The organism is Streptomyces sp. NBC_00887 (assembly GCF_045207585.1).
Genome location: NZ_CP108788.1, coordinates 7,006,698 through 7,029,511, shown reverse-complemented (window position 1 = coordinate 7,029,511; position 22,814 = coordinate 7,006,698). Strand labels below are relative to the sequence as shown.

At 70.2% G+C, this 22,814-nt stretch carries 18 protein-coding genes and 1 tRNA gene; 8 read left to right on the top strand and 11 right to left on the bottom strand.

Going from position 1 to position 22,814, the window contains the following annotated elements; all coding sequences use genetic code 11:
• Positions 1 to 45: 45 nt before the first annotated feature.
• A complete protein-coding gene (locus OG844_RS32095; protein ID WP_406394999.1) occupies positions 46 to 1,317 on the bottom strand; it encodes a M6 family metalloprotease domain-containing protein in 1,272 nt (423 codons plus the stop codon).
• Positions 1,318 to 1,687: 370 nt separating this feature from the next.
• Between OG844_RS32095 and OG844_RS32090 the strand changes: the two genes are divergently transcribed.
• Positions 1,688 to 3,535 carry a putative bifunctional diguanylate cyclase/phosphodiesterase gene (locus OG844_RS32090; RefSeq protein ID WP_406394997.1) on the top strand — a complete coding sequence of 616 codons (1,848 nt, stop codon included), beginning with the start codon at positions 1,688 to 1,690 and terminating at the stop codon, positions 3,533 to 3,535.
• Positions 3,536 to 3,567: 32 nt separating this feature from the next.
• Here OG844_RS32090 and OG844_RS32085 read toward each other — a convergent pair whose 3' ends face one another.
• Both OG844_RS32085 and OG844_RS32080 read right to left on the bottom strand, forming a co-directional pair.
• Entirely contained in the window at positions 3,568 to 4,668 is a 1,101-nt protein-coding gene (locus OG844_RS32085) for an LLM class flavin-dependent oxidoreductase (protein WP_406394995.1), read from the bottom strand.
• A gap of 89 nt (positions 4,669 to 4,757) precedes the next feature.
• Positions 4,758 to 5,522: a decarboxylase gene (locus OG844_RS32080; protein WP_406394993.1), complete on the bottom strand. Its 765-nt coding sequence runs from the start codon at positions 5,520 to 5,522 to the stop codon at positions 4,758 to 4,760.
• Positions 5,523 to 5,707: 185 nt separating this feature from the next.
• On the opposite strand from OG844_RS32080, the gene OG844_RS32075 reads away from it, so the two are divergent.
• The 6 genes from OG844_RS32075 (at position 5,708) to OG844_RS32050 (ending at position 10,910) form a co-directional block, all read left to right on the top strand.
• Positions 5,708 to 6,667 (top strand): D-2-hydroxyacid dehydrogenase, encoded by a 960-nt coding sequence (locus tag OG844_RS32075; RefSeq protein WP_406394992.1) that lies wholly within the window; start codon positions 5,708 to 5,710, stop codon positions 6,665 to 6,667.
• Between the two features lie 197 nt (positions 6,668 to 6,864).
• The gene (gene ehuB / locus OG844_RS32070) at positions 6,865 to 7,767 is read left to right on the top strand and encodes an ectoine/hydroxyectoine ABC transporter substrate-binding protein EhuB (protein WP_406394991.1); all 903 of its coding nucleotides are present in this window, start codon (positions 6,865 to 6,867) and stop codon (positions 7,765 to 7,767) included.
• Between the two features lie 18 nt (positions 7,768 to 7,785).
• Positions 7,786 to 8,520, top strand: coding sequence for an ectoine/hydroxyectoine ABC transporter permease subunit EhuC (ehuC, locus tag OG844_RS32065; protein WP_406394990.1), 735 nt, complete (start codon positions 7,786 to 7,788; stop codon positions 8,518 to 8,520).
• Positions 8,517 to 9,158, top strand: coding sequence for an ectoine/hydroxyectoine ABC transporter permease subunit EhuD (gene ehuD / locus OG844_RS32060; protein WP_406394989.1), 642 nt, complete (start codon positions 8,517 to 8,519; stop codon positions 9,156 to 9,158). The genes ehuC and ehuD overlap by 4 nt, the downstream gene beginning before the upstream one ends.
• Complete coding sequence (gene ehuA / locus OG844_RS32055; RefSeq protein WP_406394988.1) at positions 9,148 to 9,981, top strand: ectoine/hydroxyectoine ABC transporter ATP-binding protein EhuA; 834 nt, start codon at positions 9,148 to 9,150, stop codon at positions 9,979 to 9,981. The genes ehuD and ehuA overlap by 11 nt, the downstream gene beginning before the upstream one ends.
• A gap of 167 nt (positions 9,982 to 10,148) precedes the next feature.
• Positions 10,149 to 10,910, top strand: coding sequence for an IclR family transcriptional regulator (locus OG844_RS32050; RefSeq protein ID WP_406394987.1), 762 nt, complete (start codon positions 10,149 to 10,151; stop codon positions 10,908 to 10,910).
• 127 nt (positions 10,911 to 11,037) lie between these two features.
• Here the strand turns inward: OG844_RS32050 and OG844_RS32045 are convergent, their stop codons facing one another.
• The 6 genes from OG844_RS32045 to OG844_RS32020 all read right to left on the bottom strand — a co-directional run bounded on the left by OG844_RS32045 (position 11,038) and on the right by OG844_RS32020 (position 19,758).
• Positions 11,038 to 12,654, bottom strand: coding sequence for a glycoside hydrolase family 13 protein (locus OG844_RS32045; protein WP_406394986.1), 1,617 nt, complete (start codon positions 12,652 to 12,654; stop codon positions 11,038 to 11,040).
• A 71-nt stretch (positions 12,655 to 12,725) separates the two neighbouring features.
• Entirely contained in the window at positions 12,726 to 15,245 is a 2,520-nt protein-coding gene (locus OG844_RS32040; protein ID WP_406394985.1) for a CBM35 domain-containing protein, read from the bottom strand.
• A gap of 35 nt (positions 15,246 to 15,280) precedes the next feature.
• Positions 15,281 to 16,168 (bottom strand): carbohydrate ABC transporter permease, encoded by an 888-nt coding sequence (locus tag OG844_RS32035; protein ID WP_406394984.1) that lies wholly within the window; start codon positions 16,166 to 16,168, stop codon positions 15,281 to 15,283.
• Positions 16,169 to 16,181: 13 nt separating this feature from the next.
• Positions 16,182 to 17,201: a carbohydrate ABC transporter permease gene (locus tag OG844_RS32030; protein ID WP_406394982.1), complete on the bottom strand. Its 1,020-nt coding sequence runs from the start codon at positions 17,199 to 17,201 to the stop codon at positions 16,182 to 16,184.
• 1 nt (position 17,202) lies between these two features.
• A complete protein-coding gene (locus tag OG844_RS32025; protein WP_406394981.1) occupies positions 17,203 to 18,576 on the bottom strand; it encodes an extracellular solute-binding protein in 1,374 nt (457 codons plus the stop codon).
• A gap of 171 nt (positions 18,577 to 18,747) precedes the next feature.
• Positions 18,748 to 19,758 carry a LacI family DNA-binding transcriptional regulator gene (locus tag OG844_RS32020; RefSeq protein ID WP_406394980.1) on the bottom strand — a complete coding sequence of 337 codons (1,011 nt, stop codon included), beginning with the start codon at positions 19,756 to 19,758 and terminating at the stop codon, positions 18,748 to 18,750.
• A 166-nt stretch (positions 19,759 to 19,924) separates the two neighbouring features.
• On the opposite strand from OG844_RS32020, the gene OG844_RS32015 reads away from it, so the two are divergent.
• A tRNA-Lys gene (locus OG844_RS32015) sits at positions 19,925 to 19,998 on the top strand.
• Between the two features lie 76 nt (positions 19,999 to 20,074).
• Here OG844_RS32015 and OG844_RS32010 read toward each other — a convergent pair.
• Together OG844_RS32010 and OG844_RS32005 are read right to left on the bottom strand one after the other, a co-directional pair.
• Complete coding sequence (locus OG844_RS32010) at positions 20,075 to 20,665, bottom strand: lytic polysaccharide monooxygenase (protein WP_406394978.1); 591 nt, start codon at positions 20,663 to 20,665, stop codon at positions 20,075 to 20,077.
• 159 nt (positions 20,666 to 20,824) lie between these two features.
• Complete coding sequence (locus tag OG844_RS32005; RefSeq protein WP_406394976.1) at positions 20,825 to 22,762, bottom strand: SPFH domain-containing protein; 1,938 nt, start codon at positions 22,760 to 22,762, stop codon at positions 20,825 to 20,827.
• Positions 22,763 to 22,814: the final 52 nt, after the last annotated feature.

The window sequence follows — 22,814 nt, the reverse complement described above, 5'->3', positions numbered from 1 at the left end:
CTCCCGGCCCGGGGCTCCCGGCCCGGGCGCCCCGCTCCGGGTTTCTCAGGTGCCGGTGGTGATCCGTACCGTCCACGCGCCGGATCGCGTCCGGTCGGCTACCTCGATCCGGGTGCGCTCGCCGGGCACGCTGTAGCGCTCGCCCTCGCGGAGCGGGGCGTCCGCGAGCGGCGGGTAGACCGAGCGCTCCCAGCAGGCGTCGGAGTCCGGGTGGGTGTCCAGCACCTCGATGGGGCCGCCGCCGGAGGGCGTGTGGTTGTGGATGCGGTAGATCAGCACACCTTCGGTGCAGGTCCCCCGGTCGTTCCCGATGGCGCTGCGTGCCTCCACGGCCAGCGCGCTGTCCGGGCCGGTCCTGATGACGGCGAGCCGGGTCCCGATGGATCCGCCGGGCACGGGCACCTCGGCCATGGGTTCGAGGGTGAGGTCTGCGCTGCCCTGCACGCAGACGACCTGGCCGCGGTCGAGCCAGCCGAGCTTCCACTTGTGCCAGCCGAACAGATCCGGGGAGAGTCCGAACTGGCTGCCCATCACGTCCCAGTCGCCGACGTAGGTGTCCCAGTCGCCCTTGCCGTCCTCGGGCCGGTGGTAGAGGTCCGCCAGGTCGAAGACGTGTCCGGTCTCGTGGGCGAGGACGTTGCGGTCCGGCGGGTGCTCCTCGAAGACGGTGACCACACGCCTGATGTCCGCGCCGTCGGCACGCAGCGGCCGGTCGAAGTTGACCACCTTCGTGGCGTCGGAGTCGACGCCGGACGCGTCCGGGTCGGCGACGAGGTAGACGATGTCGTACGCGGAGAAGTCGACCTGGTCGTCGACGGCCTCGATCGCGTCGCGCAGGTAGGCGGTGCGCTGCTCGGATCCCCAGTCGCGCTGTATGCCGTACCAGGTGGAGGGGTGCGGCATCCGGGTCCACTGCTGCTGGGGGTGGGCGCGGAGGGTGAACTTCCCGTACGAGGCCCGCTTGAAGAAGCGGGTGGTCGAGGGGAAGTAGTCGGCGGCGAGCACGGCGGGGGTGACGGCGGGCTCGGAGTCCGGGAACGAGAGGAAGACCATGACCGCGTCGAGGCTGCGGTCGGGGCGCGGGTAGGCGTCGTTCCAGGTGTCCAGGCCGAGCGAGTGGTGCGCCCCGGTCCTGGGCAGGGCGCACGGGCTCGCGTCGCGCGAGGCCGCCACGGCGGGTCCGGCGACGAGCCCGGTGGCGGCGAGCGCCAGGAGAGAGGTGAGTGCGGCCGCCGCACTGCGCAGACTCGGCCTCTCCACTCCCCCGGGTCTGTGCTGACGCGGCACATCTACCTCCGGGTGGCGAATGCGGGACATCCCCCTCACCCTGTGCCGATTCGGTGCCGTACGCCCTGTTGTGCTGCCCCACACGGGTAAGCGGGAAGGCGACAGCAGCTCACCTCACTCACAGACAGTCACAATCAATCACCTCAGCTGCACGCCAGAACAGATCCGCACAGAAACAATCAGTAGCGGGCAAAGAGGGTTACCGCGTGTCGCGTGGGCCATACGCGTACGGCAAGCCCGAAACCGCGGACGCGCTGGAACGCCCGACGCGCCACCATCTATGCTTCAGCTCGCTTTCCTGCGTGGTTTCCGCCTCTGGCACCGGCGCTCCACCCGATGACCCCTGTCCGACCCTCCGACCGATATCTGTTCACGACAATCTGCACAGCGGGAGCGAGCGGTGAGCGGAACCTCCGAAGGGCCGATGCCCCCGGCGGGCACGGCACCCGACACCGGGCAACCCTTGGTCACGGAGTGTGACAACACCGCGGTGGATCACTCCGACCTGAGTGACTACCGTGCCGCGTTCCAGGTGGCCGCCCTCCCCATGGCCGTCGTCGACCGGCGGGGCCAGGTCGTCCGGGCGAACGACGCGCTGGGCGGGCTGCTCGGCACCGAGCCCGGCCTCCTGGTCCAGCAGTCGGCGGCCGATCTCGTCGACCTCGCGTCGGACCGCCGCACCTTGCAGGCATACGGCGAGGTCCTGGGCGGCAGCCGCTCGCGCCTGCGCTGCACCCGCCGGCTCAAGCACCCCGACGGCCGGTCCCTGTGGGCCGAGGTCACCGTCGTACCGATGGCCGGTGCGCCGCCCGGTGCGGGCAGCGGCGGTGTGCTGCTGTCCGTCGCCGACATCAGCGACCGGCGCGAACTGCAGAACCGGCTGCGCCACCTCCACATGCACGATCCGGTGACCCGGCTGCCCAACCGGACGCTGTTCTTCGAACGGCTCTCCACCGCCCTGGAAGGCCCGCCGTTCCAGGACGACTCGCTGCCGCGCCACGGCCGGATCGGGCTCTGCTACCTGGACCTCGACGGCTTCAGAGCGGTCAACGACACCCTGGGGCACCGGACCGGCGACCGGCTGCTGGCCGCCGTCGCCACCCGGCTCACCGACTGCGCGGAAGCCGACGGCTTCGACCGCAACGGCAGCCATCTGGTGGCGCGCCTGGGCGGTGACGAGTTCGCGATCCTGGTCGAGGACTCCGCGGGTACCCATCAGCTCACCGAGCTCGCGCGTGCGGTCCTCAACGCTCTCCAGCAGCCCTTCGACCTGGCCGGGCAGCGGCTCTCCGTCTCCGCCTCGATCGGGGTGGTGGAACGAGCCTCGGCAGGCACCTCACCCACCGGTCTGATGCAGGCCGCCGACACCACGCTCTACTGGGCCAAGGCGGACGGCAAGGCACGCTGGACACTCTTCGACCCCGAGCGCAACGCCCACCGGATGACCCGTCAGGCGCTGTCCTCCACACTGCGGCCCGCCGTCGAGCGCGGCGAGTTCACCCTGGAGTACCAGCCTCTCGTCTGCATGGCCGACGAGGTCGTACGGGGCGTGGAGGCCCTGGTCCGGTGGAATCACCCGCAGTTCGGGATGCTGGCGCCGAACAGGTTCGTCTCGATCGCCGAGGAGGACGGGACGATCGTCCAGCTCGGCCGCTGGGTGCTGCGCACGGCGTGCCGCCAGGCCCGCCGCTGGCAGCTTGACCACCCCGCCGAGCCACCGCTGTTCATCAGCGTCAACGTCGCCGTACGCCAGTTGCGGGACTCCGACCTGGTCGCCGATGTGGCGGAGGTCCTCGCCGAGACCGGTCTCGCACCGGGGCTGCTGCAACTGGAGCTGACCGAGTCCGCCGTGATGGGGTCCTCGGGCAGGCCGCTGCGGGTCCTCCAGGCGCTCAGCGACATGGGCGTCCGCATCGCGATCGACGACTTCGGCACCGGCTACTCCAACCTCGCCTATCTGAGCCGGCTGCCCGTATCCGTGCTGAAGCTGGACGGATCCTTCGTACGCGGTTTCCGGTACGAGGACGGGGCGCACCCCAGCCCCGCCGACGAGACCATCGTCGAGGCCATGGTGCAGCTGGCGCACCGCCTGGGCCTGACGGTCACCGCGGAGTGCGTGGAGACGTCGGGCCAGGCGGAGCGGCTGCGCCGGATCGGCTGCGACACCGGACAGGGCTGGCTCTACTCACGTGCGGTCGCCCCGGAGCGCATCGCCGAACTGATCGGCACCCGGGCGCTGGAGGTCTGAGCCGGGCGGCCGGGCGGCCGCGCCGGACCTCGTCAGCCGAGGACGGGCAGGCCGTACGCGTCCGCGATCAGCTCGTAGGACCGCAGCCGGGCCTCGCCGCTGTGGGCGTTGGCAGTGATCATCAGTTCGTCGGCGCCGGTGCGCTTGGCCAGGTCGTCGAGGCCCGCGCGGACCTCGTCCGCGGTGCCGTGGACGATGTTGACGAGCCAGCTGTCGACGAACTCGCGCTCCATCGGGCTGAAGGCGTACGCCTCCGCCTCTTCGGGCGTCGGGACGAGGCCGGGACGGCCGGAGCGCAGGCGCAGCATCGACAGGGCCCCGGTCAGGACCTGGCGGCGGGCCTCGCGCTCCTCGTCGGCGGCCAGGGCGGCGACGCCGATCAGGGCGTACGGGGCGTCGAGCACCGCGGACGGCTTGAACGACTCCCGGTACAGGTCGAGGGCCGGCACGGTGTTCTGGGCCGAGAAGTGGTGGGCGAACGCGAAGGGCAGGCCGAGGACGCCGGCCAGCCGGGCGCTGAAGCCGGAGGAGCCCAGCAGCCAGATCGGGGGACGGGCCGCGGACTGGACGCCGCCGTCCGAGGTGGCCTGCACCGGTCCGGGGACCGCGTGGATACGGGCGTAGGGGTGCCCGTCCGGGAAGTCGTCGTCCAGGAACCGGGTCAGCTCGGCGAGCTGCTGCGGGAAGTCTTCGGCCCCCTCGTTGAGACGCTCGGTGCGGCGCAGCGCCGCTGCCGTGGCGCCGTCGGTGCCGGGGGCACGGCCGAGGCCGAGGTCGACGCGGCCGGGGGCCATCGCCTCCAGGGTGCCGAACTGCTCGGCGATGACCAGGGGTGCGTGGTTGGGCAGCATCACGCCGCCGGAGCCGAGCCTGATGCGCTCGGTGTGGGCGGCCAGGTGCGCGAGGATGACGGCCGGGGACGACGAGGCCACACCCGGCATGGAGTGGTGCTCCGCCACCCAGTAGCGGTGGAAGCCGCGGCTCTCGGCGAGCCTGGCGATGTCGACGCCGGTGCGCAGGGCCTGGGTCGCTGTCCGGCCCTGGCCCACGGTCACCAGGTCGAGCACGGAGAGGGGCACGGAGGCCGTTCCGCCTGCGGTGCCGCGAATCTCGTCGCCTTGGTTCTCATCCACGTGTTCGACCTCTCCCGGTACTTCTGTGCGTATCGGGAGGTACGAACAGGAGGATGGCTCCGCTTATTCCCCCGCCGCTCCCCCGCGACTCACTCCCGCACCTCGATGCCCCGGTGCTCGGCGGCCCCGAGCGGGGGCTCACGGGTGGCGAAGAGCGTGCCGAGCGTCGGCGCCCAGACCCGGCGGTCGGCCAGCCGGAGACCCTCCCAGACCGCGACCTGGTTCGCCGTGAGGACCGGCTTTCCGACGAGTTCCTCCAGCTCGGGGATGTGGGCCGTGGTGTGCAGCGCGTTGTCCGGGAGCAGCACCACCTCGGCGTCGGGATGGTCCCCGGCCACGGCCAGTTCCTTCACCCGCTCCAGGCCCACGGTGGCGGCCTCGGCGGCGCTGATGATGCCGTTGCCCCGGGTCGCCGCCACTTCGATGCCGGCGGACCCGAGGAAGTCCGCGAAGAGCGCGGCCACGTCCTCGGGGTACGTCGCCGCGACCGCGACCCTGGTGGCCCCCAGCTCCCCCACGGCGTGGGTGAAGGCGAGGGACGTGCTGGACGCGGGCAGTCCCGCCGTCCTGGCGAGGGTCGCCACCTGTTCGTGGGCCCCGTCCCACCCGTAGGCGAAGCTGCCGCCGGTGCAGGCCCAGATCAGCGATTCGGCTCCCGCCAGCCGCAGTTCCTCGACTCCGGCGGCCAGGCGCTCGGGCGTGCCCGCCCCGCGCAGGGAGTCGGTACTGCGGGAGTCCTCGTCGATGTCCGTGTGGAACAGCGGCACTCTGATGTCGCTGTCGAGCATGATCTCGGTCCGCGGGAAGTCGTCCTCCGCGGCGTAGCCCGGGTAGAGAAGTCCTACGGTCGTCATGTCCATCCTTCCGGTGCGTCCGGATGTCCTGCTGCCGCCTCTCGGGCGCGCCCTGAAACCGCTGCCCCCGCCTGGGACAAGTATTCCTCCAATGACCGCACAACGGCGCCCGCAACAGGGCTGACCTGCGGCTTTCGTTGTCCTGTTGACGGCGGGGCGGCCGGGTGCGAGCGTGGTTGATCCTGATGCCCCAGCCTCTGATCCTCGTCCTTGACGCCGCCCCGGCGCCGCGCCTGGGCCGGCTCACCGGTCGGGCGCGCATCCGGTACGCCGACGGGCGCAGCCTCGTCCGGCAGCTGCCGGACGCGGATGTGCTGCTCGTCTGGGACTTCACCTCCGACGCCGTGCGCGAGGCCTGGCCGGGCGCGGGGCCGCGGCCCCGCTGGGTGCACACGGCGAGCGCCGGCGTCGACCGGCTCCTCTGCCCCGAGCTGGCCGCGTCCCCCACCGTCGTCACGAACGCGCGGGGCGTCTTCGAGCTTCCGATCGCGGAGTACGTGGCGGGTCTCGTGCTCGCGTTCGCGAAGGACCTCCCGCGCACGCTGGAGCTCCAGCGTGCGCGGCAGTGGCGCCACCGTGAGACCCGCCGGCTCGCCGGCAGCCGTGCGGTCGTCGTAGGCGCCGGCCCGGTCGGCCGGGAGATCATGCGGCTGCTGCACGGGCTCGGTGTCCAGGTGGCGCTCGTGGGGCGTACGGCACGGCGCACGATCCACGGCGTCGAGGACCTCGACCGGCTCGCGGCCGGTGCCGACTGGGTGATCTGCGCGGCTCCGCTGACAGCGTCGACGCACGGCATGTTCGACGCGCGGTTCTTCGGACTCCTCCAGCCCTCCGCCCGGTTCATCAACGTGGGACGCGGGCCGCTGGTCGTCGAGGAGGACCTGGCCGAGGCGCTGCGCAGGCGCTGGATCGCGGGTGCGGCGCTCGACGTGTTCCAGGAGGAACCGCTGGACCGGGAGAGCCCGCTGTGGGACGTACCGGAGCTGATCGTCTCCCCGCACATGAGCGGGGACACGGCCGGCTGGCGGGACCGGCTGGCCGAACAGTTCGTCTCGATGTACGAACGGTGGGCGGCCGGGGAGCCGTTGCCGAACATCGTGGACATACAACGCGGTTACGTCCCTTCCGAGGACATGCCCGCATGACGGCAGTCACGGGGCAGACCTCCCCCGGGGAGTACGCCCCGCATTCCCACCGTCGCGCTCCGCCCGCGACGAGACACGGGAAGGTCACCCTCCGGCCACTTTTCGGTTGCATGGCAGCGCTTCCTGCATAGACGTACGGGATCGGGCAGGCGCTCACCCTGTCCGGACTGTGCGACCCCTCCAGGAGATTGCGAACCATGGCTGACTTCCCGAACCTGTCCCGCCGGGGTTTCCTCAACCGATCGGCAGCCGTGGGCGGACTGCTCGTCGTTCCCGGTCTCCTCTCCGCGTGCAGCAAGACCGATGCCGGCTCCGTGGAGGGCGAGGGCGCGCTCGACAAGCTCCGCAAGCAGGGTTTCGTCCGGGTCGCGTACGCCAATGAGGCCCCGTACGGCTACCTGAAGGGCAAGGAACTCAAGGGCGAGGCCCCGACCTTGCACCGGGAGATATTCAAGGCACTCGGCGTCGACGAGCTGAAGCCCACCCTCTCGGAGTGGGACGGCCTGATCCCCGGCCTGCAGGCCGGGAAGTACGACGTGGTCAGCGCGGGCATGGCCATCACTCCCGAGCGCTGCGCCAACGCCATCTTCTCCGAACCGGAGTTCATCTCCCCCACCGCTCTGATGGTGAGGAAGGGCAACCCGAAGAAGCTCACCGACCTGGCGTCCGCGAAGGCCGCCGGAGTCACCGTCGGCGTGATGTCCGGTGCGGTCGAGGGCTCGTACGCCGAGGGCGCGGGCATCCCCGAGGGGAAGATCAAGACACTGCAGAAGCCGCAGGACGGCGCCGACGCCGTCAAGGGCGGCCGGATCGACGCGTTCCTGCTCACCGGCATCTCCCTGCGCTGGCTCGCGAAGACCAACCCGGACACCGAGGTCACCGAGGCCTTCGTGCCGGAACTGGACGGGAAGCAGCAGTTCTCCCCGGGCGGCGCGGTCTTCCGCCAGGGCAACGAGGACCTGCGGGACTCCTTCAACCGTGAGCTCAAGAAGATCGTCTCGGACAGGTCACGTTATGTGAGCCTGCTGCAGGAGTACGGCTTCGGGGCCACGGAGATCCCGCCGGCCACCCTGAAGACCGCCGATCTGTGCAAGGGCTGACGGGGCGGACCACACCGTATGAGTGACTTCTTCTCCACATTCCTCGATGAGCTGCCCCAGATCAGAGCGGGCCTGTGGGTGACGCTCGAGGCCACGGTCCTGGGCTCCCTGCTGGCCCTGCTCCTGTCGTTCGTCCTCGGCCTGGCTGCGGGCAGCAAGCTGCTCCCGGTGCGCGGTGTCTCCCGGATCGTCGTGGAGTTCTTCCGCGGCACCTCGCTCTACATCCAGCTGTTCTGGCTCTACTACGCGATGCCGCAGCTCACCGGGTACGAACTGACGCCTCTGCTCTGCGGGATCGTCGCCTTCGGGCTGAACTACGGCGCGTACGGCTCCGAGATCGTGCGCGGCGCGATCAACTCCGTTCCCCGCGCCCAGTACGAGGCCGCCGTGGCACTGAACATGAGCCCCACGCACCGGATGCGGAAGGTGATCCTGCCGCAGGCCTGGGTGCAGATGATCCCCTCCTTCACCAACCTGCTGATCCAGCTGCTGAAGTGCACCCCGCTGCTGTGGCTGATCTCCGCGGCCGACCTGATGACCGTGATCCAGCAGATCCGCGACCGCACCGGTGAGACCCTCACCGCGTACCTCACGCTGCTGGCCGTCTACTTCGTCCTCGCCTACGCACTGACCCTGCTGATGAACCTGCTGGAGCGGAGCGCCAAGCGGCGGCTCGGTCTGCACACCGGCGCGGGAAGCCTGCTCAGGACGCGCAGCGCGGAATCCGCCACGACCGTCGGAGGTACCCGGTGACCGCGTTCGACCGGGATGCCGTCGGGGACGCCCTGCCCCTGCTGCTCGAAGGGTTCAGGGTCACCCTCCTCGCGACCGTGCTCGGCACACTCGTGGCAGCGGTGCTCGGTCTGCTGATCGCGATCGCCGGGCGGGCCCCGTCCCGCCTCGTGACCGTGCCCGTGAAGGCGCTGATGGAGTTCATCCGCTCCACCCCGCTGCTGGTCCAACTGGTCGGCGCCGCAGCCCTCTTCACGTCGGTGGAGCCGCTGACCATAGGCATCGTGGTACTGGGCGTCCACTACGCCACGTACACCTCGGAGGTGTACCGGGCAGGGATCGACGGTGTGCCCAGGGGGCAGTGGGAGGCCTGCCGGGCACTCTCCATGACTCCCCGGCGGACCTGGCAGGCCGTGATCCTGCCGCAGGCGGTGCGCAACGTACTGCCCGCCCTCGGCAACTACGCGATCTCGATGTTCAAGGAGACCCCCTTCCTCGCCGTGATCACGGTGCAGGAAATGGTCTTCGAGGCCCGTAAGTACGGGGCCGACCACTTCGCGTACACCGAGGCGTTCACGCTCGCGGGACTGGTCTTCCTGGTCGCGAGCTACCCCACCTCGCTGCTGATGAGAAAGCTGGAGAAGCGCCTTGGCCACTGACTCTGCCCCCCTGAAGGAACCCGCGGACGCCGCTCCGGACTCCAGGACGACCGGCGTCGAACCGCTGGTCCGCTTCGACAAGGTCGTCAAGCGGTACGGCGACCACGTGGTCCTCGACGAGCTGGACTTCACCGTGCGGCGCGGCGAGCACGTCACGCTGATCGGGCCGAGCGGCTCCGGCAAGACCACCATCCTGCGGCTGCTGATGACGCTGGAGAAGGTCAGCGACGGCGTGATCTGGGTGGACGGCTCACCCCTGTCGCACACACGGACGCCGAACGGCTCGTTGAAGCCGGCGGGCGAGAAGCAGCTGCGCGAGTCCCGGAAGAAGATCGGGATGGTGTTCCAGCAGTTCAATCTCTTCCCGAACATGAAGGTGCTCCAGAACATCACCGAGGCGCCCGTCAACGTGCTGGGCGTGGACCGGGACGCGGCGGAGGCCAGGGCCCGTGAGCTGCTCGACCTGGTCGGCCTCTCCGGCAAGACCGACGCGCACCCCTCCCAGCTCTCCGGCGGCCAGCAGCAGCGGGTCGCCATCGCACGGGCGCTGGCCATGCAGCCGGAGATCCTGCTGCTCGACGAGGTGACGTCCGCGCTCGACCCGGAGCTGGTGGCGGGCGTGCTGGAGCTCCTCGGTGACATCGCGAGGGACACCGACATCACGATGCTCTGCGTGACCCATGAGATGAACTTCGCCCGGGACGTCTCGGAGAAGGTCCTGATGTTCGACGCGGGCCGTGTGGTGGAGTCCGGAACGCCGGAGAAAATCTTCTCCGATCCGGAGCACGAACGTACGCGCGAGTTCCTTAACGCGGTCCTGTGACCTTGCTGTTGATGCCCCGACAATGACTCTGACATATGCCGGAGGAGTGCGCCCCAGCTGACAGGGCCGGGGCGCACCCATCAACTCGTCAACAGCCCATCCGAATGCGCCTCTTGGCGGCTATCGTGGGGCAAAAGCTTGCGGTCACAACCTGGTAGGGGGAAACCGTGGCGTTGAAGCCCGAGCCGAAGGCGCCGTTCCACTCGGTGCAGTACGCCCTGCGTGTGCTCGAATCCGTGTCCACACACGGCGGCGGTGTGACCGACGCACAGATCTCCCGCGAGACGGGGCTGCCCGTCGGCCACCTCTCCTCCCTGCTCCTGATGCTGCGCCGCGAGGGGTACGTCGAGCAGGTCGCCGACGGTGCGTACATCATCGGCGCCTCACTCATCGAGCTCGGTTCCGGCGTGGCCACCCGCAGGCAGGCCCTGGAGGCCAAGCTCCAGCAGACGCTCGTGCAGCTGCGGGACTCGGTGGGTGCGGCGGTCTACATCAGCCGGTACGTCGACGGGGAGATCCGGGTCACGCAGATGGCCGACGGACCCCGTACGCCCGCCGTCAACGAGTGGGTGGACTTCCGGTCGGCGGCACACGCCAGCGCGATCGGCAAGTGCCTGCTGACGCAGCTCGACCAGAACGGCCGGCGCGACCATCTGTCGCGGCACCGGATCGCCCGGCTCACCTCGCGGACCATCACGAGCGAGAAGGTGCTCTTCTCCAAGCTGGACAGCCAGCCGGCGACGGTACCGATGCTCGATCTGCAGGAGTACGCGGTGGGCACGGTGTGCGCGGCGGTCCCCCTGACGGCGGGCTCGTCGGCGGGGTGCCTGGCGCTGTCGCTGCCGATCGAGGACGCGCACCGGCTGCGGTCCGCGGCGGCCACGCTGAACCGGCGGGCGGCGCCCGTGCTCCTGTCGCTGGCGCTCTGATCTCCGGTCCGGTGCGGGGTCCAGGGGCGCCCCGGGATCGTTCTTGTCCTCAATCGCCGGACGGGCTTGAAGTGTGCCCGGACGGGCTTGAAGCGCGCCCGTCCGGCCTTGAGGACGGAACCCCGCGCTAGAGGACCAGCCACACCGTCGTGTCCGGGGGCAGGGTGCCGTCCGCGAGCGGGCCGCTGGCGAGCAGGACCTCCGCGCCCGGGGGCAGCGCGACCGGCTCCGCCGAGACGTTCAGCAGGCAGCGGAATCCGCCGGGCCCCCGGTCGAAGCACACCGTCCCCGCGCCCGCCTCCACCCACGTCAGTGACTCCGGCAGAGGCACCAGGCGTTCGCGGCGCAACGCCAGCGCGGCACGGTAGAGGGCGAGGAAGGACTCCGGGTCCGTGTGCTGGGCCGCCACGCTGAGGGCGGACCAGGACTCCGGCTGCGGCAGCCAGGGGGCCGCGGACCCGTCCGGTGAGAAGCCCAGCGAGGGGCCCGGTCCCCACGGCAGCGGGATCCGGCACCCGTCGCGCCCCCGGTCGGCCCCGTCCGAGCGGACGAACGTGGGGTCCTGGATCAGCGCGTCCGGCAGGTCCTGCACCTCCGGCAGGCCCAGCTCGTCGCCCTGGTACACGTACACCCCGCCGGGCAGCGCCAGCGTCAGCAGTGCCGCCGCCCGCGCCCGGCGGCGGCCCAGGACCGGATCGCTCGGGTCGAGCAGCCGCTTGTCCCCCATGTCGAACGAGGTGTCCGCCCGCCCGTACCGCGTGACGTGCCGGATCGTGTCGTGGTTGGAGAGCACCCAGGTGGGCGGCGCCGCCACGGGTGCGTGACCGGCGAGGGTCTCCTCGACGACACGGCGCAGCGCGTCCGCGTCCCACGCACAGCACAGGAAGTCGAAGTTGAACGCCGAGTGGAGCTCGTCCGGGCGCAGGTAGCGCGCCGACTGCTCGGGCGTCGGCAGCCAGACCTCGCCGACGAACGTGCGCTCGCCGTCGTACTCGTCGAGGATCTTGCGCCAGGAACGGTAGATGTCGTGGACCGCGTCGCAGTCCTGGTAGGGCAGGTCCGTGACGTCCGGGTCGGGGCCGACGTCCGGCAGGCCCGGCTTCTTCTCCAGGCCGTGGGCCACGTCGATACGGAACCCGTCGACGCCCCGGTCCAGCCAGAACCGCAGGATGTCCTCGAACTCGGCCCGAATCTCCGGGTGTTCCCAGTTCAGGTCCGGCTGCTCGGGCGCGAACATGTGCAGGTACCAGGACCCGGCGCTGCCGTCCGCCTCCGTCACCCGCGTCCAGGCGCTGCCGCCGAAGTAGGAGGTCCAGTCATTGGGCGGCAGTTCGCCGCTCTCCCCGCGGCCGGGGACGAACCAGAAGCGTTCCCGCTCCGGCGATCCCGGGCCCGCCGCGAGCGCGTCGCGGAACCAGACGTGCTGGTCGGAGCAGTGGTTGGGCACCAGGTCGACCAGGACGCGCAGCCCGTGGTCATGGGCCGCGACGACGAGCTGTTCGGCCTCGGCGAGGGTGCCGAAGAGCGGGTCGATGTCGCGGTAGTCCGCCACGTCGTAGCCGCCGTCGGCCATGGGCGAGGTGTACCAGGGGGTGAACCACAGGGCGTCGACGCCGAGTTCGCGCAGGTACGGCAGGCGGCTGCGGACTCCGGCGAGGTCGCCGGTGCCGTCGCCGTCGCCGTCGGCGAAGCTGCGTACGTAGATCTGGTAGATCGCGGCGTGCCGCCACCAGTGGGTGGTCACTGAGACTCCTTGCTCGGTTCGTGAAAGGCGGTGCGGGCCCGCGTCAGGGCGGGCCCGCACCGGTCGTCGGGCTACCAGCCGGCGTTGCCGGCACCCCGGGTGATCGTGAAGCCGCCTGCACCGGACAGGCCGCCCGCGGACGCGCCGCTCACGGTCACGCGGGAGAAGGTCCCGGCGCCCGCGGAGTTGATCTCGATGCCGTAGGAACCGGCCTTGTCGATCCTCAGACCGTCGACGGTGAGTGCGGCCACGTTCTTCTGCCAGGAGACGAGGAGGCCGCTGTAGGTGCTGTCGAGGATCTCGTTGTCCTTGACGAGGACGGGTGCGGTGATGTCGGAGGAGTCGGCGTAGATCCACAGGGCGCCGAGCTTGCTCTGCCAGTTGGGTTCGTAACCGCCCGTCCGGGTCAGGGTGTTGCGCTGGACGGAGGTCGTTCCGCTGAAGGGCACCGGGGCGAAGCGGCTGCTGATCGCGATGCCGGAGGAGCCGGTGACCGTGTCGGCGAGGACGTTGTCCTCGACCCGGTTGCCGTGTCCGCCGTAGATGCCGACGGTGTTGGCGAGCATGGGGAGCTGCACGGTGTTGAACCGGAACGCGCTGTCGGTGACGGCCTGGGCCTCGGAGAACATCGCGAGCCCGTCGTCCCCGGTGTTGCGGACGCTGCTCTGGGAGACCTCGCTCGCCTTGGTGCCCTTGTGGAGGTTGACGCCGTCCGCGAAGGTGTCGCGGATGCGGAGTCCGGAGGCGTACAGGCCGTCGGTGGGGGCGTCGATCCAGAGGCCGACCTTGGTGTGCTGCATCCAGATGTTCGTCAGTGTGGACCCCTTGCCGAAGTCGCCCTCGATCGCGGCGTCGAAGGTGGCGTCGTCGCGGTAGGAGACGTCACCGGCGATCATCAGGTCCTGGACGTTGCTGGTGCCGCCGCGTCCGAAGAGCCCGCCCTTGCCGTTGCTGCCGCGCAGGACGGTGTGCCACTGGCCGGCGCCGCGCAGGTCTGCTCCGGCGAGGTTGATGTGCCCGGAGATGTTGTACGTGCCGGCGGGCAGCCACAGCCCCTTGCCCTGCGAGGTGGCTTTGGTGAGTGCCGAGTTGAGGGCGTTGGTGTCGTCGGTGGAGTCGCCCGGGGTGACACCGAGCGTGGTCGCGGAGACGAAGCCGGTGGACGGCATGGCGAGGGCGGCCGTCGCGGTCTCGGCCTCGACGAGGTCCAGGGTGTAGGAGGCGGCGGTGTCGCCCGCGTCCTTCTGGAACTTCAGCACGGTGCCGGCAGGGAGCGCGCCGGTCAGGAGGGTGCGGGTCTCGTCGAAGAAGTGGTGGCCCGAGCCCTGGGACGGGTTGTTGTTGTAGGGGTAGCCGCCGTACACCCAGCTGTACTTGGAGCTGAGGGGCAGGTCCCTGAGCTGGGTGCCGTTGGCGTAGACGCTGAGCGTGGTGTCGATACCGGTGCCCGCGGTGTTGTCCGGGACGGAGTAGCGCAGGGTCAGTGCGTTGGCGGGCTCGGTCAGGGTGAACTGCACGTATTCGCCGGTGGCGTCCAGGACGACGGCCCTGCGGCCGGACGCCTCGGACGGGACGGTGAGGTAGGTGCGGTCGGGGCCGATGGTGGTGGCGTTGGTGCTGCCGTTCTCCGCCTCGTACGTGGTGTACGGGAGGGTCGCGCCCCGGGTGCTGTTGGGCGTGGAGCCGGTGACTCCTATGCCGTCGAGCTGGAGGGTGCCGTTGTCACCGGATGCGGTGCGCAGGGTGAGGTGGTTGAGCGCGGCGCGCAGGGGGACGTCGGTGGCGGCGTTCTGCCAGGCGCCGCCGGTGCCGGGCAGGGTCAACCGGCGGACGGTGGTGCCGTTGGCGAGCAGGGTGACGGTGGAGGCCGTGGTGTCGGGGGTGCGGTAGCGCAGGGTCAGCGGGTAGGTGGCGGCGCTCGGGGCGTCGACCGCGAAGACGGCGCGGGCTCCGGCGGTGGTGAAGCCGGAGAGGTAGGCGCTGCCCTCGTAGCCGGTGGCCGCGGTGGCCCGCGCCGGGCCGCCGGAGACGAACGCGTCCTCGGCCTGGTGGGTCAGGGTGGTGGGGCCGGGGTCCGTGGGGGTGGCCGGAGTGTCCGCGGTGGCGTTGTCGATGTTGACGTTGCCGCTGTCGGCGGTGGTGAACGTCCAGGCGACGGTGTTGGCGCCCTTCGCGTAGGTCACCGGCTCCTCGCGCGTGGCCCAGGTTCCCCAGTTCGCCGTGGCCGGGAGGGCGACCTGGCGGACCTTGGCTCCGTTGACGTACAGGCTCAGCGTCATCGTGGCGGTGGTGCCGTTGGCGTACCGGAGGGTGAGGGTGCCGCCGCCGGCCGCTGCCGCCGTGACGTCGAAGGACACCGAGGCGGAGCCCTTGTTGGTGTCGGTGAAGCCGCCGACGAAGCCCGATCCGGTGTAGCCGCCGTGTTCGGTGGACACGGCGGCCCCGCCGGACAGCCGGGCCGACTCCGCTTCGAGCGTCGTGGGGGCCGCCTGCGCCGTCGCCGCCCCGTACAGCGTGGCGCCGAGCATCGACAGGAGCAGGGGGAGGATGAACCGTACGGCGTGGGAGCGCTTTCTTGGTGCAGGAGACACGGCTGGGTGTCCTTCCTGTGGGGGGATGGGTCGGGTCAGCCCTTGAGGCTGCCCGCGGTGAGGCCCGCGATGATGTGGCGCTGGAAGATCAGGAAGAGGACGAGCAGGGGAATGCTCGCCATGACCATTCCGGCCAGCAGCTGGTTGGCCGGCATGAACTCCGACAGCCGGTTGAGTGCCACGGTGATCGGCTGCTTCGCCTCGTCGGGGAGGACGAGCATCGGCCAGAGGAAGTCCTTCCACACGCCGACGACCGCGAAGATCGACACGACGGCGAGCACCGGCCGGGACAGCGGGAGGACCACCGAGACCAGGACCCTGAGCGTGCCGGCCCCGTCGATCCGTGCGGAGTCGAGGAGTTCGGCGGGTATCTGGTCGAAGAACCGTTTGAGGATGAAGATGTTGAAGGCGTTGGCGGCGGCGGGGAGCCATATCGCGAACGGCGTGTTGATCAGGTTGACGTGGAAGAGCGGCACGTCGACCACGGTCAGGTACGTCGGTACGAGCAGCGCGGACACCGGCAGCATGAGCGTCGCCAGCATCATGCCGAGGACGACGTTGCCGAGCAGCGGTCGGAGCTTGGACAGCGCGTACGCGGTGGACACGTCCACCAGGATCTGGGTCAGCCAGGCGCCGAGGGCCAGCACCAGGGTGTTGAGGAAGAACTGGCCGAGCCCGACGTTGGTCCAGGCTTCGGTGTAACTCTCCGGATGCCAGCTCTCGGGGAACAGCGTGGGGTTGGGGTCGGCGAGCTCGGAGGACGACTTCACCGCTCCCGTCGTCATCCAGTAGAGCGGGAGGACGAAGGCGATGGTGAAGCCGGTCAGGGTGGCGACGAGCACGAACCGGTAGAGGAGCCTGCCGGTGCGCCGGGTCATCTCGGCGGGTGCGATCAGTGTGCGTACGGGGGTTTCGGCAGCCATGGCAGCAGTCCTCTCAGCCCTTGCTCCGGGTCAGGCGCAGATAGACGACGGAGAAGAGGCCGAGGACCACGAAGAGCAGGGTGCTCATGGCGCTGGCCAGGCCGAAGTCGTTGTAGACGAAGGCGTAGCGGTAGAGGAGCAGGAGCACGGTGACGGTGGCGTCGTCGGGTCCGCCGCCGGTGAGGACGAAGGGTTCGACGAAGACCTGCATGGTGCCGATGATCTGGAGCAGCAGCGTGATCATCAGGATGAAGCGCATCTGCGGGATCGTGACGTGCCACAGACGCTGCCGGATCGACGCGCCGTCGAGCTCGGCCGCCTCGTACAGCTCGCCGGGGATGCCGCCGAGCGCCGCCAGGTAGATCAGGGTGGTGGTGCCCATGTTGGCCCAGGTGGAGACGAGGACCAGGGAGACCATCGCAAGGTTCTCCGACTCCAGCCACTGCTGGGCCGGCAGGTGGAAGACCTCCAGCGCGCTGTTGAACAGGCCTGGGCCCGGGTCGTAGAACCAGCGCCAGAGCAGCATGGTGACGATCGGCGGCAGCATGACCGGCAGATAGACGGTCATGCGCAGGTACGGGCGTCCGTGCCGCAGTTCGTTCAGGACGACGGCGGTGGCGAACGGGGCGGCGAAGCCGAACACGAGGGCGAGCAGGGTGAAGTAGCCGGTGTTCTGCCAGGCGGTCAGGAACAGCGGGTCGTCGAACAGGCGCCGGAAGTTGTCCAGGCCCACCCACCGGGCGGGTTCGGCGAAGGTGACCTGCTGGAAGCCGAGCAGGACGCCGCGCACGATCGGGTACCAGGAGAAGAGCGCGAAGCAGAGGACTCCGGCGGCCAGGAAGAGGTACGCGACCAGGTTCTCGCGCACCGCCCGGCCGAGGCGGGAGTTTCCCGCCCCGGCCCCCGTCCCCGCCCCGGCCCCCGTCCGACCCCCGGCCCCCGTCCGCACGCCGGCCGGGGGCCGGGGTGCGGACGGCGGCGCGTCCTCGTCGGCGCTCTTCGCCGCGGCGGAGGAGAGCTGCTGGGCGGGCACGTCACTTCACCGGGGCGAGGATGACGTCGGCCTTCTTCGCCGCCTCCGCCAGGAGGGCGTCGATGTCCGCGTCCTCCTTGGTCAGCACGGACTGCATGACCCCGTCGAGGACCGTGTAGAGCTGCTGGGCGTTGGGCGGCTCGACCTTGGTCTCCACCTGCGCGTTGCGTTCGACGAACGGCCGGTAGTTCCCCACCGGGGTGTTGGCGTACTCCGCGCGGATCTCGTCGACCTTCGCCTGCGTCTCACCGGCGAACAGCCTCGGCTGCGGCAGCCCGATGGGGACGCCGTCGGCCTTGGCCCGCTTGCTGTCCACCGCCTCGCGCTCGGGGCTCCTCAGGTACTTCCACTGGACCCACTGGAGTCCGGCCCTGATCTTCTCCGGGGATGCCTTCGGGTTGAACATGAAGCCGTCGCCGCCACCGAGGGTCGCGTTGCCCGGCAGTGCCGCCAGGCCGTACTCCTCGTACTCCCGCTCGAACTGCTTGACGATGGTGGGGATGTTGTCGGGGCCTGCCATGTACATCCCGAGCTTCCCGGCGCCCATCATCTTCTGGACGTCGGCTATCTCCAGGAGCTGGCGGGTGCCCATGCTCCTGTCGGTCCAGCGCATGTCGTGCAGCGCCTGGAGTGCCCTGCGTCCCGCATCGCTGTTGAACGCCGCCTTCCACCTGCCGTCCTGCCTGCTCGCGACATCGCCGCCCATGGAGTAGATCCACGAGGTGAGGTGCCAGCCGCCCTGGTTGTTCTTGCTGTAGTCGGCGTACCCGACCGTGCCGTCACCGAGGGCACTGATCTTCTTGGCGGCCGTGCGCACCTCCTCCCAGGTGGCCGGGGGCTTGTCGGGGTCGAGTCCGGCCTTCGTGAACAGGGCGCGGTTGTAGAGCAGGCCCAGCGAGTAGTTGCCGGTGGGAAGGCCGTAGGTCTTGCCGTCGGCGTCCTTGAAGACCTTCATCAGCGCCGGGTCGATGTCCTTGAAGTACGGCACGTCCCCGACGTACGTGCTGATGTCGGCCGCCTGACGGCGTTCGATCAGTCCGGCGGGGTCGGTGAAGTAGACGTAGTACACGTCCTCGAGCTGGCCGCCCGCGAGCTTGGCCGCGAAGGTCTTGGGGTCCATCTGGCCCTCGCGGGCGTCGATCTTGATCTTCGGGTGGCTCTTCTCGAACGCCTTGACGTCCTCCGCGAAGTTCTTGCGGTCGACCGGCTGCGTCTTGGCCGGCATGCCGTTCACGACGACCGTGACCACACCGTTCTTGTCCACACCGGAGGACGAGGGAGCGGAGCCGCCGCAGGCCGTGAGCGCGAGGGCCAGAGCGACGGCGGTCGCCGAACCGAGAACCTGACGTCTGCTGATGCCGGGCATGCCATCCATGCGAATCGTGCCTTCCTCGAGGTCCACTGCGGGGCTGTCGGACCCCGAGCACTGAGCTGCGCTGAAGGTAGAAGCCGGTTACGCAAGAAGTCAATGCATTTACGCAAGAAATTAATGTCGGTGGCTTGCGCGAGAAACACGACAGGGACTCCCCCGCGAGCCCCCGCCGGCTCAGCGGGGCCGGGCGGCCGTGGAGCCCCGGACGATGAGCTCGGTGTCGAACATCATCAGGTCGTTTGCGCCCGCATGGCCGTCGATCTGCGTCGTGAGCGAGGCGACCACCGCCGAGGCCATCGCCAGGATCGGCTGCCGCGCGGTGGTCAGCGGCGGGTCCGTGGCCACCATGAACGGGGAATCGTCGAAGCCCACCACGGAGAGGTCCCGCGGCACGGACACCCCCTGGCGGCGGGCTCCCCGCACCGCTCCGAGTGCGAGTGCGTCGCTGGCGCAAACGATGCCGGTGACCCCTTCGGCCAGCAGCCGGGGCAGCGCGGTGGCACCGCCCTCCATGGTGAACAGCGCATGGGCGACCCGTCGCCGCCACTCGTCCGGGGCGACACCCCGGCGTGCACAGAAGGCGGCGAAACCGGCGAGCTTCCTGGCCGAGGGGACGTGCCCCACCGGGCCGAGGATCATGCCGATCCGTTCGTGTCCCAGGGCCGCGAGATGGGTCAGCGCCTGGTCCGCGGCGAGAGCGTCGTCCACCCTGACCTGGGCGACGCCGAGGTTCTCGTCCGCAGCGTTGAGCAGCACCATCGGAACCTTGCGTTCCCGCAGTACACGGCCGTGTTCCGGGCCGGCGTCGGCATAGCTGGCGCCGATGAACACGATGCCGCCGATGTTCTGCTGGAGCAGCATCTCGATGTAGTGGGCCTCGGAGACGCCGTCGGCGGTCCGGGTGCAGAGCACGGGTATGAGCCCTCGCTTGTTGAGGAGCCCGCACAGGGCCTCGGCGAACGCGGAGAAGATCGGATTCTGCAGATCCGGTACGACCAGGCCGATCAGTGCGGCCCGTTCGGCGCGGTAGCGGAGCGGGCGCTCGATGCCGCACACGTCCAGCGCGCTCAGCACCGCCTCGCGGGTCGTGCTCGCCACATCGGGACTGCCGTTGAGGACACGGCTGACCGTCGCCTCGCTGACACCCGCGTACTCGGCCACCTGAGAGAGTCGTCGTTTCGTCACGGGACTCACCCTACAAAGAACTACGCAAAAATAAAGATCACTTACGAAAGAAACTGACTTCGTCTGCGGGAGCGGCTCCGGGCCGTGGGAGACGGGGCCACGAGGGGTGACGCGGGCACGTGTCACCAGCACCCCTGAGGACCAGGTATTATTTTCGAGTCACCAGGCGCCGTTAGCTCAGTTGGTTAGAGCAGCTGACTCTTAATCAGCGGGTCCGGGGTTCGAGTCCCTGACGGCGCACAGACAACACAGTGGGCGGTTTCCGTAAACGGAGACCGCCCACTGCGCTTTGTGCTGCCGGTTACCCGGCTACGCCTCAGAACTGGACATCGGAGCACGCGTAGAACGCGTTGGTGGTGTCCGCGACGTTCCAGACGGCCAGGATGATGTGCTTCCCGGTCTTCTGGGTGGGGATGGTGCCCTGGTGGGTCAGCGTGGCCGGGGGCTGCTGGTTCCCGTAGGGCACCGTCATGAAGGGCTGCGACTCCAGCGCGGCCCTGGTGAGCGGCTGGCTGGAGTTCCAGCCGTTCTTGGTGATGTAGTACCGGAAGTCGGACGTGGAGTGACGTGCGGTGAACTGCCAGCGGAAGCTGTAGCCCTGCCCGCCGGTGACCTTGGTGGCGGGCCAGGCGCCGCCACGGGGGTCGTCGAGCTGGGCGAACTGACCGTTCCCGCCGGAACAGATCTTGCCGTCCGCCGGTCCTGCCGCCGGGAAGCCCTTCGGGCCCTCGACGCTCTGCGGCTCCCACTGGATGTTTCCGCAGTTGGTGACGGTGCCGTTGGCACAGAGCTTCTGCCGGCTGATGGGGGAATCCGTGTAGCCGTGGCTACTGGCACTGCCGGTCGCGAACATGGAGACGCCCGCTATCGCAAGGCCGATGACGGCCGCGCTTGCCCTTTTCCGCATGCTGTGTCGCTCCTAGAGAACGTGGGGGATGTTCCGGGGGCTCTTGCTGCGCGCAAGTTGTGCGGTCTAGACCAAGTCCCAGATTATTGACGAGGCATGAACATGTCCAGACCAATGTGGGAACGGTTTCGGCCACCGCCGCCCGGCCCCCGGAGCCCGTCAGGCCCCTTCCCCGCAGCTGCGACCGGTGTAGAAGGCCACCGTCAGATCCCTGACCAGGGCCTTGTGTTCGTAGGCATCGAGCTCGACGATGCCGCGCGAGGTCAGCCGCCGGACGGTGTCGTCCACCGCGTCGACCACGGAGGTCAGCACGCCGTCCCGGTGCTTGGCGTCGATGGCCGCCACCCGGCACCGCTGCATCGCCGCCGCGACCTCCGGGGCGTACTCGATCCCGGTCGGCTGCGCGGAGTACACCTCGATGCCCACCGGCACGCAGTCCGCCTTCAGCATCCGGGTCAGCGCGTCGCCGACGGTCTCGGCGTCGCGCAGGGTGCGGGTCTCCTCGTGGAAGGCGTCGGCGGGCAGCTGCGAGAGTACGCGCGCGAGCGCCGCCTCCACCTGGTCCCGCAGGTACTGCTCGTGGTCCGCGACACCGAACGCGGCCCGCACGGTGTCCTTGATCCGCCAGACGACGAGGACGACGACGCGCAGGGCGGTCCCGCTCGCGTCCACGGCGGGCAGCGGCTCACTGCGCCAGTGCCGCAGCCGTACGTCGACGCGGCGGCGCAGCAGGATCGGGGAGACCCAGATCAGACCGGTGCGCCGGGCGGTCCCCCGGTACTCGCCGAACAGGGTGAGCACCGAGGCGTACCCGACCCGGCCGCGTCCGAGACCGCAGAGCGCGAAGAGCACCACGGTCGCCAGCAGCGCGAGCAGCGCCCAGCTCCCGGTACCGATGCCGTCGTACGGGCGGGCGCCGATCCCGAGACGGCCGGCCACGGCGGTGGGCAGTGCGCCGGTCCACCAGAGCAGGGCGAGTCCGGCGCCGGTTCCCGCCGCCGCCGTGAGCAGCGCGGTCCACCCGGGGAGCACGGGCCCGGGCCGCTCGGCGAGCTTCGGATCGGCGAGGGGTGCGGGCCGGGTGGGCGCCTGCTCCTGGGGCGAACGCGGCACGGGCGGCCGCCGGACACCGGGGCGTCGCACCGCGACACGGGCGCCGGCACCGACACCGACACCGAGGCCGGTGCCGATGCCGGTGGCCTTGCTGTCGTGGCCGTCGTGGCTGTCGTCGTCACGGAAGAGGAGGTGTACGGGGATGGGTGCGGTCGTCTCGTTGGCGATGACGGACTGCCGTCGGCCTGCCCCCCACCACACATCCGGGTCCCCGCTGTCCTCGGCTCCTTCCGGGGCGTGGGCCGAGTCCCACCACCCGGGCCTTGCACCGCCGTCGCCCATCCGGTCCCACTCCCCCGGCGCGCCGTCGGCGAGGACCGCCCCGTTCACCCCGGCACTCCGGCTCATCGGGGTGGACACCCCGAACACCGCACCCGGAACCGTCTCGGGCGGGAGTTCGTGCCGGACCTCGGTCTCCGTCTTGGTCTTGGTCTCGGTCTCGGTCTCGGTCTCCGTCTCGGTCTCGGCCTCCGTCTCGGTCCTGGGATCCAGGCCGAGATCCGGGTCTTGGTCCGTCGGGCCGCCCTCTCCGGGGCCCGCCACGACAGCCGTCGCCCCCGGATCCTGCGACACCACGGCCCCCGAGTCCTCCACGACGACCACCGGGGCGAGATCCGGAACCGGAGCCGGGTCCGGCTCGACGGCAAGCGCCTGATCAGTGACGGGGACGACGGCTGGGCCGGCCCCCCACGCCCCGCCCGCGCCGGGTCCGGGCACCACACCCACACCCGCACCCACCCCCGTCGGCAACGGCTCGGCAGTCACCGCGCCCCACCCGCCCGCATCCCCCGGCACGTCCCGCGCACCGGTCGCGGGCGCCTCGGCCTGCGCCGGGCACCCCGTCGGCGACTCGTCCGGCCCGGGGCCCCGCACCGCCCCGGGCACGGCAACACCCGGCGCAACACCGGGCACCGGTACCGCGCCCGGCTCGTCGCACCCGGCTGCCGCCGGCCCCCCGGCCCACTCGTTCTCCGTGGATCGCATTCCAGCCTCCGTCATGTCCGTTCCGTTCCCACACCGCCGCTGCCGTGTCTCC

What these genes read in the sequence shown, in the direction of transcription:
- OG844_RS32080 (WP_406394993.1), bottom strand. Translation starts at nt 5,522, where the DNA reads ATGACGACCGTAGGACTTCTCTACCCGGGCTACGCCGCGGAGGACGAC.
- OG844_RS32035 (WP_406394984.1), bottom strand. Translation starts at nt 16,168, where the DNA reads ATGGCTGCCGAAACCCCCGTACGCACACTGATCGCACCCGCCGAGATG.
- OG844_RS32005 (WP_406394976.1), bottom strand. Translation starts at nt 22,762, where the DNA reads ATGCGATCCACGGAGAACGAGTGGGCCGGGGGGCCGGCGGCAGCCGGG.
- OG844_RS32095 (WP_406394999.1), bottom strand. Translation starts at nt 1,317, where the DNA reads ATGTCCCGCATTCGCCACCCGGAGGTAGATGTGCCGCGTCAGCACAGA.
- ehuC (WP_406394990.1), top strand. Translation starts at nt 7,786, where the DNA reads ATGAGTGACTTCTTCTCCACATTCCTCGATGAGCTGCCCCAGATCAGA.
- OG844_RS32075 (WP_406394992.1), top strand. Translation starts at nt 5,708, where the DNA reads ATGCCCCAGCCTCTGATCCTCGTCCTTGACGCCGCCCCGGCGCCGCGC.
- ehuB (WP_406394991.1), top strand. Translation starts at nt 6,865, where the DNA reads ATGGCTGACTTCCCGAACCTGTCCCGCCGGGGTTTCCTCAACCGATCG.
- OG844_RS32025 (WP_406394981.1), bottom strand. Translation starts at nt 18,576, where the DNA reads ATGGATGGCATGCCCGGCATCAGCAGACGTCAGGTTCTCGGTTCGGCG.
- OG844_RS32010 (WP_406394978.1), bottom strand. Translation starts at nt 20,665, where the DNA reads ATGCGGAAAAGGGCAAGCGCGGCCGTCATCGGCCTTGCGATAGCGGGC.